This is a genomic window from Pseudomonas lundensis (assembly GCF_001042985.1).
Taxonomy (GTDB): domain Bacteria; phylum Pseudomonadota; class Gammaproteobacteria; order Pseudomonadales; family Pseudomonadaceae; genus Aquipseudomonas; species Aquipseudomonas lundensis.
Genome location: NZ_JYKY01000008.1, coordinates 96484 through 109295, shown reverse-complemented (window position 1 = coordinate 109295; position 12812 = coordinate 96484). Strand labels below are relative to the sequence as shown.

Genomic DNA, 12812 nt, shown 5'->3' with positions numbered 1-12812 from the left:
AACGCGGCGCTTTCAGGCACGTGAAGGATCCTTTAAGAAAGGGCTGAAAATCCCTTCATTCACCTTCATTTGGCGCTGTGCCCGAAGGCGGCCAGGCTGATGGCCTGTGTGACGGAGGCAGGTCAGCCCCGTCGTGTCCATGGTCTGTTTTCGAGGCGCGTTGCGATGATTGTCAAACCCTTGCTGTTGATTCCGGGCCTGAGCCTTGCACTGTTACTGTCGGCCTGCGCCGGTCCCATGCCCGCGCAGGACCCGAGCGAGGCCTGGATTGGCCTCAAGGAAGAGGGCACTGGCGACCTGATGGCCGAGCGTGTGGATGGCAAAAACACCCGTGACGGGCGTTTTTTTGAGGTGACACCGGGCGCCCACCGACTGGACGTCACGTTGTTCGAAGGGGCCAGCGGTGATCAAAATCAGGTCGATTGCCAGGGTAACGTCAGCTACCAGGGCTTCAAGCCCGGCGGCCATTACCAACTCATCGAATCGAGCCTGGGCGCGCAGATCAGTGCCCGGCTGGTCGACGGGCAGGGCAAGGAAGTGGCCCACACGGCGGACTTCACCTGTCTGCCCGGTTAGCGTGAGGCCCCGGTGCCGGGCGCGCTAAAACGAGCGCACGATTTTGCCGAGGGTTTCCATGGCTTTTTCACAGGCTTCATCCCACGGGCTGCCGTAGTTGAGGCGGATGCAATTGCGAAACCGCTGGGTTGCCGAGAAGATCGGCCCCGGCGCGATGCTGATGCCTTGGGCCAGCGCCATCTGAAACAGCTTGAGCGAGTCCATCTGTTCGGGCAGCTCCAGCCACAGGAAGTACCCCCCCGTGGGCTGGCTGACACGGGTTTGCGCCGGGAAGTAACGGCCGATCGCGGCCAGCATGGCGCTTTGCTGTTCTTCCAGCGCGTACCGCAATTTACGCAGGTGACGGTCGTAACCGCCGTGTTGCAGGTAGTCAGCGATGGCCGCCTGCGCGGGCATTGACGCGCACAGCGAGGTCATCAGTTTCAGGCGTTCGACTTTTTGCGCGTAGCGACCCGCCGCCACCCAGCCGATCCGGTAGCCCGGCGCCAGGCTTTTGGCAAACGAGCCGCAATGCATCACCAGGCCTTCGGTATCGAAGGCTTTGGCCGGTTTAGGGGCGTGTTGGCCGTAATACAGTTCGGCGTACACGTCATCTTCGATCAACGGCACCTGATGGGTGCGTAACAGGTCGACCAGTGCCTGTTTCTTGGCATCGGGCATGCTCGCGCCAATCGGGTTCTGGAAGGTGGTCATGCACCACACCGCCTTGATCGGGTGACGCTCCAGGGTGTGTGCCAGCACCCCAAGGTCAATGCCGTCGCGCGGGTGCACGGGGATTTCCACGGCCTTGAGCTTGAGTCGCTCCAGCACTTGCAGGCAGGCGTAAAACGCTGGCGCTTCAATGGCCACCAGATCACCGGGTTCGGTCACCGCTTGCAGGCACAGGTTCAAGGCTTCCAGTGCCCCGTTGGTGATCAGCAACTCCTCCATCGGCAGCATCAGCCCGCCCACCATGTAACGCAGGGCAATCTGGCGCCGGAGTTGCGGGTTGCCGGGGGACATGTCGGTGACCACCATGCGCGGGTCCATTTCGCGGCTGGCGGTGGCCATGGAACGGGCCAGGCGCTGCAACGGAAATAATGTCGGGCTCGGGAAGGCCGAGCCAAAGGGCACGGTGTGCGGGTCCTTGATCGAATCCAGCACTGAAAACACCAACCCGCTGACGTCCACTTCCGTGGATTCGGTGACGTGGTTGCTGAACGCCGGTTCACAAAACGGGCTGGGTGTATGGGCGTTGACGAAATACCCGGAGCGCGGCTTGGCCCGGATCAAACCGCGGCGCTCCAGCAGGTAATAGGCCTGAAACACCGTGGACGGGCTGACGCCGTAAGTCTGGCTGGCATAGCGCACGGAAGGCACCCGTTGGCCGGGGCCGAGCACCCCGGAGCGGATCAGTTCGGCAATGTCGTCGGCAAATTTTTCGTAACGTTTCATGTGGGCAAGGCTCGGTCCGGCGTTATTCAAAAAGTTTCAGCACCGACACTCTACCTGTCGCCGCCGCGCATCGCAGCGGCAACCGGGCCGGTGTGTGCTCGGCGGGTACGCCTCAGCGGTTGAGCGGCGCCACGAAACGGCTGTCAGCCACACCGCGCACGCTGGGCTGATCGGTGTCCGTGACCACAAACGTGATGGTCTGCGAGCTGCTGGTCGGGCGATCGGCCAGCAGGGCAACCGAGACCGGCAGGTCGGTGATTTCGCCGGGTGCCAGGGTCAACTCGGTTTTACCTTGCAACTGGTAACCCTCGCCGTCCTTGAGCGACACGCGATAGTGCTGGGTGTCCTGGGTTTTGTTGATGATTTTCAGGCTGTAGATGTTTTCGATCTGGCCTTGGCTGTTCTCACGGAACAAGCCGCGGTCTTTGATCACATCCAGTGACACCATGCTGCGCTGGTTCAACGCCACCACCAGAGCACCGATCATGACCACCAGCACCACCGCATAGCCAATCAGGCGCGGGCGCAGCAGGTGGGTCTTGCCACCCTGCAATTCGTGTTCGGAGGTGTAGCGCACCAGCCCGCGGGCATAGCCCATTTTGTCCATCACTGAATCACAGGCATCGATACAGGCCGCACAGCCGATGCATTCCATCTGCAAGCCGTCGCGGATGTCGATACCGGTCGGACACACCTGCACACACATGTGGCAATCGATGCAATCGCCCAGCCCGGCCTGTTTGGGGTCGGACCCGCGTTTGCGCGGTCCACGGGATTCGCCACGCGCCACGTCATAAGAAATGGCCAGCGTGTCCTTGTCGAACATCACGCTCTGGAACCGCGCATACGGGCACATGTGCATGCACACGGCTTCACGCAGCCAGCCGGCGTTGATGTAGGTGGCGCCGGTGAAGAACAGCACCCAGAACAGACTGACGCCGGCCATTTCCAGGGTCAGCAGTTCTGTGGCCAGCGGCCGAATGGGTGTGAAATAGCCGACAAACGTCAATGCCGTCATCACGCTGATCGCCAGCCACAGCGAATGTTTGGCGGTACGGCGCACGACTTTTTTGATGCCCCAGGGCGCCGCCTTGAGCTTGATGCGCTGGTTACGGTCGCCTTCGGTGACCTTTTCGCACCACATGAATAACCAGGTCCAGGTGCTTTGCGGGCAGGTGTAGCCACACCACACGCGTCCTGCAAACACCGTAATAGTGAACAAACCGAACGCGGCGATGATCAATAGCCCTGACAACAGGATGAAGTCCTGAGGCCAGAAGGTGGCGCCAAAGATGTGGAACTTGCTTTCGGACAGGTCCCACAAGACGGCCTGGCGGCCGTCCCAACTGAGCCAGACAGTGCCGAAGAACAGCAGAAACAGAAACCCGGCGCCGATTAATCGAAGGGTACGGAACAGGCCAGAAAAACTACGGGTATGAATCGCGTTATCGCTGGACGGGCTTTTGGGTTTTGCGGCTCGAGGTCGAGAAGCCTCAAATGATTCAAGAATCTGGACGGGAATGTGTTCGCTCATGGTCTTCGCTCATCAGCCTCCATCAGGCCGGAGCACTATGCCGGGGGAACTGATTGCATAACAGGCTCAGCTATCTGTTTTAAAAGCGGATCAGATGGTTTTTTCGAGGTGCCTGCGACAACCGGCTGCACCCCGCTGAAGAGCAGTATTTATGGCGTGTCAGCTTGTAACCGAATGCGTCTTGGATGATGCTGATCGAGATCAAGGAAAATGCGACTCACCTGACAGCAGAGCTCCAGAATTGAGTAGGGTGAGCCAGCACTTATGTGTGTGTTGAGGAGTAAATGAATGTCAGCCGGGGCGAGGTTCGAACCAGGTTCAGAGGCAGATGGAATAAGAAGCGGCCTGGAGCTGCCGCAGATCGTGATCGAAAACACCCAGCCGGTTGTTGATTTCGGCCAGCAACCAGCCAAGGCCGTGGTCGGCCAGTTATTAAAAGTCACCAGTCATGCGTATTGCCTCACGTCCGGACCACTGGCAGTGATTGTGCGCTGGCGGCATGTCGACAGCAGTGACGGCGACAGCCTGCACCTGCATACCTTGGGCAATCGCGTGTGGTACGGCCAGATCCTGATCGATCAACCGGGGCCCCATGTGTTTTGCATCGACGCGTGGATCGACAGCTATGGCGGTTATTGCCTGGCGCTGGAAAAAGCGCTGCAGACAGGCGAGCCGCTGCAATCACTGATCGATACCGGGCTAGCGCATATCGTGCAGGCGCTCGGACGGTGTGATGAGGAGCGACAACACCCGTTAAAGGCGCTGCACTACCACGTGAGGCGTTTGTCGCCGCCTGAGCAAGTGGCCTGTTTGATGAATGAACGCACCAAAGGCTTGATGCGTGATGCCCAGCCGCGTACCTGCTTGACCCTCAGCCCTGAATACCCGCTGTACGTGGTGCGTTGACAGCTGCGGTGAGCACCGGGGTCACGGTGCTCACCGTGCAGGCCAAGGTAGGGTTCAGATCGGTGAACCTTTGCTGGTGGCGTGTCGCATGGTCCGTTGATCCACCGCGCCTGCGCCGACCAAGGTTTCTGCCTCTTCCTCGGTAATGGCGATGCGTGCGTGGCCCACCCGTGCTTCTGATAGGCCCGAAGGGTTGTTGTTCATGACGATGATCTTGGGTAACTGCACCTGTAACTCGCCTTCACTGCGTGAAAAGACGCAGATGCCGCGATTTTGATCGATGACAAAGCTCATGGTGACTCTCCTTAATCTGAACCCCTTAAGCCGCGGGGTTGCCCTTGATGGGTGGTGTCTGGCTGGGTGGGTCGCCCACCGGCTTTGGATCGGCCAGCGGTGGGTCCTGTTCAGGAACCGGTGGCGGGTCAGAGGGCGGGATCACCGGATCGTCAATGTTCGGGTCCGGCGTGTGCGCAGGAATCGGAATACTCATCAGTAGGCCTCGTGGCTTTTTCAACGGCGGATAAACGTCAGGTCGTCAAGGGGTTGACCGGTGACCTGCGCAAAACACTCCCGCCACACGACCAACGGAGCCTTGTAAAACAGTCTGAACTTTTAATCCGGATGCTGCCTCCCAAGCTAGGTGTCCGGTGTCAATGCCGGAAAATGCTTTGAAACGACACACGTTAGCGTCCATGGGCGTGAGGAGTGATGCTCGATGACTGCTGATTTCCAGGATTCAGATTCAACCGCTGTATTGCCTCTGTCCCATGCGCTGCTGCTGCCGCGTATTGCCATCGAAAGCACCTCCCCGGTGCTGGAAAACGGCCAGTTTGCCGTCAAGGCAACCCAAGGGCGGACGGTGGACGTCACCAGCAAGGTCTTCACCGATGGCCACGATCAACTGGCCGTGATGCTGCATTGGCGCCGTGCCGAGCAGCAAGAATGGTCCACCGCGGCCATGACGTTCGTGGGCAATGATGGCTGGGCGGGGCAGTTCGAGGTGCCGTTGCAGGGACGCTATGAGTTCTGCATCGAAGCCTGGATCGATCGCTTTGCCAGCTTTTGCCACGAGCTGGAGAAAAAACACCAGGCCGGGGTGCCGGTGAGCCTTGAGCTGCAAGAAGGCCGCGTGCTGGTGCAACACGCCATTGAGCGCACCCAGGGTGAGCTTCAGGCGCAGTTGCAGACGCTGTTGATTCAACTGACCGGTTTGCTCGAAACCGAACAGGTGGCGCTGTTTCTCCATGAAAGCAGCGCTCACCTCATGGCGCAGGCGCAATATCACGCCTACGTCAGCCTCAGTCCTCGCTACCCGGTCGAGGTGGAACGCCCGCTCGCCGAGTTCGCCAGCTGGTACGAACTGTTCCCGCGTTCGATGACCCACGATCCCGCCCGGCACGGCACCTTTAATGACGTGATCGAGCGGCTGCCGATGATTCACGACATGGGCTTTGACGTGCTGTATTTTCCGCCGATTCACCCCATCGGCCGCCGTCATCGCAAGGGGCCCAATAACACCCTGCAAGCCGGGCCGGACGATCCCGGCAGTCCGTATGCCATCGGCAGCGAAGAAGGCGGGCACGAGGCGATTCACCCGCAGTTGGGCACCCGCGACGATTTTCGCCGTCTGGTGCAGGCCGCCGCTTCCCACGGGCTGGAGATCGCGCTGGATTTCGCCATCCAGTGCTCCCAAGACCACCCCTGGCTGACCCAGCATCCCGGCTGGTTCAACTGGCGCCCGGACGGCACGATCCGCTATGCGGAAAACCCGCCGAAAAAATACCAGGACATCGTCAACGTCGATTTCTATGCGCCGGATGCGATTCCTTCGCTGTGGCTGGCCCTGCGCGACATTGTGCTGGGCTGGGTGCAAGAAGGGGTCAAGCTGTTCCGCGTGGACAACCCTCACACCAAACCGCTGCCGTTCTGGCAATGGCTGATTGCCGACGTGCGTAGCGCGCACCCCGAGGTGATTTTTCTGGCCGAAGCCTTCACCACCCCGGCGATGATGGCGCGACTGGGCAAAGTGGGTTACTCCCAGAGCTACACCTATTTCACCTGGCGCAACACCAAGGCCGAGCTGACCCAGTACTTCACCGAGCTCAACCAAAGCCCGTTGCGCGAGTGCTTTCGGCCCAACTTCTTCGTCAACACCCCGGACATCAACCCGCGCTTTCTACAGGAGTCGGGGCGTGCGGGGTTCTTGATCCGCGCCGCGCTGGCCGCCATGGGCTCGGGGTTATGGGGCATGTATTCGGGGTTTGAGCTGTGCGAGTCCGCCGCCTTGCCGGGACGGGAGGAATACCTGGATTCCGAGAAGTACCAGATCCGCCCCCGTGACTTCACCGCGCCCGACAACATCGTGGCCGAGATTGCCCAGCTCAACCGCATCCGCCGACAAAACCCGGCCTTGCACACGCATCTGGGCGTGACGTTCTACAACGCCTGGAACGACAACATTCTGTATTTCGGCAAGCGCAGCGCCGATGGCAGCAACTGTGTGCTGGTGGCCATCAATCTGGACCCGCATCACGTGCAAGAGGCTCATTTTGAATTGCCTTTGTGGGAAATGGGCTTGCCCGACGATGCCGCCACCTGTGGCGAAGACTTGATGAGCGGCCATCGCTGGACCTGGTACGGCAAAACCCAATGGACGCGGCTTGATCCAGCGGTCCAGCCCTTCGGCATCTGGCGCATCAAACCTCTTTAACCGAGCCTTGAGCCGCTGCCCGGGCGGCCTCGCGCGTGCGAATCAGCAGGTATTACTCATGGCAAAGAACGTCGCAACCGCAAGTTTTATCAACGACCCGCTCTGGTACAAGGACGCGGTGATTTATCAAGTGCACGTGAAATCGTTTTTCGACTCCAACAATGATGGAATCGGCGATTTTCCGGGCCTGATCAGCAAACTCGATTACATCGCGGAGCTGGGGGTCAACACCCTGTGGCTGCTGCCGTTCTACCCATCGCCACGGCGTGACGATGGCTACGACATCGCTGATTATCGCGGCGTCCACCCGGATTACGGCACCCTGGCCGATGTGAAGCGCTTCATCGCTGAAGCCCACAAGCGTGGCCTGCGGGTCATTACCGAACTGGTGATCAACCACACCTCTGACCAACACCCCTGGTTTCAAAAGGCGCGGCACGCCAAACCCGGCTCCAAGGCCCGGGATTATTACGTGTGGTCCGACACCGACGAAAAGTACGACGGCACGCGCATCATCTTTCTCGACACCGAAAGCTCAAACTGGACGTGGGACCCCGTCGCGGGCCAATACTATTGGCACCGTTTCTACTCCCACCAACCCGACCTCAACTTCGACAACCCGCAGGTTATGAAAGAAGTGCTGGCGGTGATGCGTTATTGGCTGGACATGGGCATCGATGGCCTGCGCCTGGATGCCATTCCGTACTTGATCGAGCGCGACGGCACCAACAATGAAAACCTGCCCGAAACCCATCAGATTCTGAAACAGATCCGTGCCGAAATTGATGCGCACTACCCGGACCGCATGCTGCTGGCCGAGGCCAACCAATGGCCCGAGGACACCCAGCAGTACTTCGGTGACACCGACGGCATCAATGGCGACGAATGCCACATGGCGTTCCATTTCCCCTTGATGCCGCGCATGTACATGGCGCTGGCGCAGGAAGATCGCTTTCCGATCACCGACATCCTGCGCCAGACCCCGGAAATCCCCGCCAATTGCCAGTGGGCGATCTTTTTGCGCAACCACGATGAGCTGACGCTCGAAATGGTCACCGACAAAGAACGCGATTACCTGTGGAATTACTACGCTGCGGACCGTCGTGCGCGGATCAACCTGGGCATCAGGCGGCGCCTGGCACCCTTGATGGAACGCGACCGTCGGCGCATTGAGCTGCTCAACAGCCTGTTGCTGTCCATGCCCGGCACGCCCACCTTGTATTACGGCGATGAAATCGGCATGGGCGACAACATCTATCTGGGCGACCGTGACGGCGTGCGCACCCCCATGCAGTGGTCGATTGACCGCAATGGCGGGTTTTCGCGTGCCAACCCGGCCAGCCTGGTGCTGCCGCCGATCATGGACCCGTTGTACGGCTATCAATCCGTCAACGTCGAGGCCCAGTCCGGCGACCCGCACTCGTTGCTCAACTGGACTCGCCGGTTGCTGGCCGTGCGCAAGCAACAGCAAGCCTTCGGCCGCGGCAGCCTGAAAATGCTGTCACCGAGCAACCGCAGGGTGCTGGCCTACATTCGCGAATACACCGACAGCCAGGGTAAGAACGAAACCCTCCTGTGCGTGGCCAACGTGTCGCGCAGCGCCCAAGCGGTTGAACTGGACCTCAGCGAGTACGGCGGCCGGGTGCCGGTGGAAATGCTCGGCGGCAATGCATTCCCGCCGATTGGCCAGTTGCACTTCATGCTGACGCTGGCGCCATATGGCTTCTACTGGTTCCTGCTGGCGCCGGAAAGCCAGATGCCGGGCTGGCACGCCGAGCCGGTACAAAGCCTGCCGGAGCTGGTCACGCTGGTGATCAAAAAACGCATTGAAGAAGTGCTCGAAGCGCCGACCCGCACCACCCTGGAGCGCGTCACCCTGCCTGCCTGGCTGCCCAAGCAGCGCTGGTACGGGCAAAAAGGCGCGCCTATCGAGCACGTGGAGTGGGTGTACGGCACACGCCTGGGGCAGGCCGACACGCCGATGTTGCTGACCGAGGTGCGGGTGACCGCGGGCGGTCAGCCGCGTCGCTATCAACTGCCGCTCGGGGTCGTGGGTGAAGATCAGCCCGTCAGCGCCCTGGCTCAGCAATTGGTCCTGTGCCGCGCTCGACGGGTGCGTCAGGTCGGATTTATTACCGATGCGTTCAGCCTTGAACCGTTTGTGCGCACGGTGTTGAGCCACCTACACGCCGGTACGGTGCTGGACAGCGACGCAGGTCAGATCCGGTTCACCCCGACCGCGCAGTGGGCTGAACAGGGTCTGGATGAAAACAGCGAGATTCGTTACCTGTCGGCCGAGCAGTCCAACAGCTCGGTGGTGGTCGGCGGCACCCTGGTGCTCAAACTCATTCGTCAGCTCAGCACCGGCGTGCACCCGGAGCTGGAAATGGGCGCTTACCTCACGGCGGCGGGCTACCCGAATATTTCTCCGTTGCTCGGTGCCGTGGAGCGCCATGACGCCGACGGCGAAAGCACCTTGCTAATGATCGCCCAAGGCTATCTGAGCAATCAGGGCGATGCGTGGACCTGGACCCAAAACAATCTGGAGCGCGCCATACGTGACGAACTGGCGGATGCCATGTCCGAACACGATCAGCACTACAACGCCCTCGGCGAGCTGGCCGACTTTGCGGCCGTGCTGGGCCGCCGGCTGGGCGAAATGCATCAGGTGCTGGCCAGCGCGACCGACAACCCGGATTTCACGCCGCAGACCACCGGCGCGAAAGAGGCACGCCATTGGGCCACGGCCATCAGTCGGCAGGTCCACGCGGCGTTGCAGCAACTCGACGCTCACCTGTCGCAGTTGCCCACCGAGGATCAGGCGCAGGTCAAGCACTGGCTCAAACATGAGCGCGAGATCGGCGCTTACATCACCTCCCTGGCCGATCACACCCTTGGCGGCCCCCTGATTCGCGTGCATGGCGACTTGCACTTGGGGCAGGTGCTGGTGGTGCAGGGCGATGCGTATTTCATCGACTTTGAAGGTGAACCGGCGCGGCCCTTGCAAGAAAGACGCAGCCGTCACAGCCCGTACAAAGACCTCAGCGGGCTGCTGCGTTCGTTCGACTACGCCGCCGCCATGGCGGTGGCGCAGGTGCAACAGGCGGACCATTCGCCCGAGGCCGACCTGGCTCGCCAGCGCGTGGTCGAGCGTTACCTTGAGCAAGCGCGCGGTGCCTTGACGCAGGCGTATTCCCACGCAACAGCTAATCTGGCTTCAGGCTGGAAGGTGGAGGGTGGCCCGCAGGCTGCACTGACCCTCTTCAGCCTGGAAAAGGCGGCCTATGAAGTGATCTATGAAGCGGCCAACCGGCCTGCCTGGCTACAGGTTCCACTGCGCGGGCTGAGCGCCTTGCTCAGTCAGGTGCCAGGCATGTCCAAGCCTTTGAACGGAGAGAAACAATGAGTGCTGGCAAGGATCTGGGTAAGGCACGTGGTGGTTTATTGCCCACTCGGCAAGACATTGAGGCGTTGATTAACGCCGAGCACCGCGATCCTTTTTCGGTGTTGGGCCCCCACGCGGACGGGCAAGGGGGGTATTGCATTCGGGCGTTTTTACCCCAGGCGTTGAGCGTCAATGTGGTCGACCGCGAAACAGGCGACGTGCTGGGGCCGTTGTCGTGCCCTGACGTGCCGGGGTTGTTCGTCGGCCAGTTCGCCGAGCCGCGTGCGTACGCATTGCGTATCCAGTGGGCCGGGGGCGAGCAAACCAGCGAAGACCCCTACAGCTTCGGCCCGCTGTTGGGCGAGATGGACCTTTACCTGTTTGCTGAAGGCAATCACCGCGACCTCAGCCATTGCCTGGGCGCTCAGGTGATGAGCGTCGACGGCGTCCCCGGCGTGCGCTTTGCCGTGTGGGCGCCCAATGCCCGGCGCGTGTCGGTGGTGGGCGATTTCAATATCTGGGATGGCCGCCGCCACCCGATGCGCCTGCGCCATCCGAGCGGGGTGTGGGAAATTTTTATCCCGCGTTTGCAGGCGGGTGAAGCCTACAAATACGAAATTCTGGGTGAACACGGGATTTTGCCGCTCAAGGCCGACCCCATGGCACTTGCCACGCAACTGCCGCCGCAGACCGCGTCCAAAGTCGCCTCGCCGCTGGCGGTGGACTGGCAGGACCAGGACTGGATGCAGGCCCGTGGCCAGTTGCAACGCCCCGACGCGCCGTTGTCGATCTACGAACTGCACGTCGGGTCGTGGCAGTGCGAAGTGGACGAGGTGGGCGAAGTGGCCCGCCAATACACCTGGCACGAACTGGCGCAGCGGCTTATCCCTTACGTGCGCGAGATGGGCTTCACCCACATCGAGCTGATGCCGATCATGGAACACCCGTTCGGCGGCTCTTGGGGCTATCAGCCGCTGTCGCAATTCGCTCCGAGTGCGCGGTATGGCTCGCCGGATGACTTCGGCGCGTTTGTGAATGCCTGTCACGTGGCGGGTATCGGCGTGATTCTGGACTGGGTGCCGGCGCATTTCCCCAATGACGAGCACGGTCTGGCCCAGTTTGATGGCACGGCGCTGTACGAATACGCCAACCCGCTCGAAGGCTTCCACAAAGACTGGAACACCCTGATCTACAACCTGGGCCGCACCGAAGTTCACGGTTTTATGCTGGCGTCCGCGCTGCACTGGCTCAAAGACTTCCACATCGACGGGCTGCGGGTGGATGCAGTGGCGTCCATGCTGTACCGCGATTATTCGCGTCAACCCGGTGAGTGGATCCCGAACCGGCATGGCGGGCGGGAGAACCTGGAAGCCATCGACTTTTTGCGCCACCTCAACGATGTGGTGGCACTCGAAGCCCCCGGCGCGCTGATGATCGCTGAAGAGTCCACGGCCTGGCCGGGCGTCAGTCAGCGCACCGATGAAGGCGGGTTAGGGTTTTCCTACAAGTGGAACATGGGCTGGATGCATGATTCGCTGCACTACATTCAGCAAGACCCGGTTTACCGCGCGCACCACCACAACGAGTTGAGCTTCGGGCTGGTGTATGCCTGGACCGAGCGCTTCATCCTGCCGATCTCCCACGACGAAGTGGTGCACGGCAAACACTCGTTGATCGACAAAATGCCCGGTGATCGCTGGCAGAAGTTTGCCAACTTGCGGGCGTACCTGAGTTTCATGTGGACCCATCCGGGCAAAAAGCTGTTGTTCATGGGCTGCGAGTTTGGCCAGTGGCGCGAGTGGAACCACGATCAGCAACTGGACTGGTACTTGCTGCAATACCCCGAACACCAAGGCGTGCAGAAACTGGTGGGTGACTTGAACCGCCTGTACCGCGATTGCCCGGCCCTGCACGACCAGGACGACGTGGCGCAGGGCTTTCAATGGCTGATCGGCGATGACGCCACCAACAGCGTGTACGCATGGTTGCGCTGGAGCAAAGACGGCCAGCCGCTGCTGGTGGTGGCCAACTTCACCCCCGTGCCGCGTCAGGGATACCGGATTGGCGTGCCGTTTGCGGGCACCTGGCAAGAAGTGCTCAACAGCGACGCCGATACTTACGCGGGCTCCAACTATGGCAACGGCGCAGGCGTGGGCACTGAGCCGCTGCCCAGCCACGGGCAAACCCATTCACTGGCCCTGAACCTGCCACCGCTGGGGGTGTTGATCCTTAAACCGCACTGACCGGTCACTGCCGGGGCACGCCCC

Annotated in this window: 9 protein-coding genes; 5 read left to right on the top strand and 4 right to left on the bottom strand. The window is 61.0% G+C overall.

Annotated features, from left to right (window positions below; all coding sequences use genetic code 11):
• The first annotated feature begins 165 nt into the window (after positions 1 to 165).
• Positions 166 to 576 carry a PA0061/PA0062 family lipoprotein gene (locus TU74_RS09045; RefSeq protein WP_047277244.1) on the top strand — a complete coding sequence of 137 codons (411 nt, stop codon included), beginning with the start codon at positions 166 to 168 and terminating at the stop codon, positions 574 to 576.
• 24 nt (positions 577 to 600) lie between these two features.
• Here the strand turns inward: TU74_RS09045 and mapR are convergent, their stop codons facing one another.
• Positions 601 to 2010, bottom strand: coding sequence for a GntR family transcriptional regulator MpaR (gene mapR, locus TU74_RS09040; RefSeq protein ID WP_047277242.1), 1410 nt, complete (start codon positions 2008 to 2010; stop codon positions 601 to 603).
• A gap of 112 nt (positions 2011 to 2122) precedes the next feature.
• Positions 2123 to 3544 carry a cytochrome c oxidase accessory protein CcoG gene (gene ccoG, locus TU74_RS09035; RefSeq protein WP_047291314.1) on the bottom strand — a complete coding sequence of 474 codons (1422 nt, stop codon included), beginning with the start codon at positions 3542 to 3544 and terminating at the stop codon, positions 2123 to 2125.
• A gap of 288 nt (positions 3545 to 3832) precedes the next feature.
• On the opposite strand from ccoG, the gene TU74_RS09030 reads away from it, so the two are divergent.
• Positions 3833 to 4450 (top strand): maltotransferase domain-containing protein, encoded by a 618-nt coding sequence (locus TU74_RS09030; RefSeq protein ID WP_082149857.1) that lies wholly within the window; start codon positions 3833 to 3835, stop codon positions 4448 to 4450.
• A gap of 54 nt (positions 4451 to 4504) precedes the next feature.
• Here the strand turns inward: TU74_RS09030 and TU74_RS09025 are convergent, their stop codons facing one another.
• On the bottom strand, positions 4505 to 4744 hold the full coding sequence (locus TU74_RS09025) for a DUF3203 family protein (protein WP_048376128.1): 240 nt from the start codon (positions 4742 to 4744) through the stop codon (positions 4505 to 4507).
• A gap of 25 nt (positions 4745 to 4769) precedes the next feature.
• Positions 4770 to 4940, bottom strand: a complete 171-nt coding sequence (locus TU74_RS24440) for a hypothetical protein (RefSeq protein ID WP_164488086.1) — start codon at positions 4938 to 4940, stop codon at positions 4770 to 4772.
• 225 nt (positions 4941 to 5165) lie between these two features.
• Here TU74_RS24440 and TU74_RS09020 point away from each other — a divergent pair, with 225 nt between their 5' ends.
• Genes TU74_RS09020 through glgB form a run of 3 tightly spaced genes read left to right on the top strand, consistent with a single transcriptional unit; the run spans position 5166 to position 12788 of the window.
• Complete coding sequence (locus TU74_RS09020; RefSeq protein ID WP_048376127.1) at positions 5166 to 7160, top strand: alpha-1,4-glucan--maltose-1-phosphate maltosyltransferase; 1995 nt, start codon at positions 5166 to 5168, stop codon at positions 7158 to 7160.
• Positions 7161 to 7218: 58 nt separating this feature from the next.
• Positions 7219 to 10566: a maltose alpha-D-glucosyltransferase gene (treS, locus tag TU74_RS09015; RefSeq protein ID WP_048376124.1), complete on the top strand. Its 3348-nt coding sequence runs from the start codon at positions 7219 to 7221 to the stop codon at positions 10564 to 10566.
• A complete protein-coding gene (gene glgB / locus TU74_RS09010; RefSeq protein ID WP_048376123.1) occupies positions 10563 to 12788 on the top strand; it encodes a 1,4-alpha-glucan branching protein GlgB in 2226 nt (741 codons plus the stop codon). Before treS ends, glgB begins: the two co-directional genes overlap by 4 nt.
• Positions 12789 to 12812: the final 24 nt, after the last annotated feature.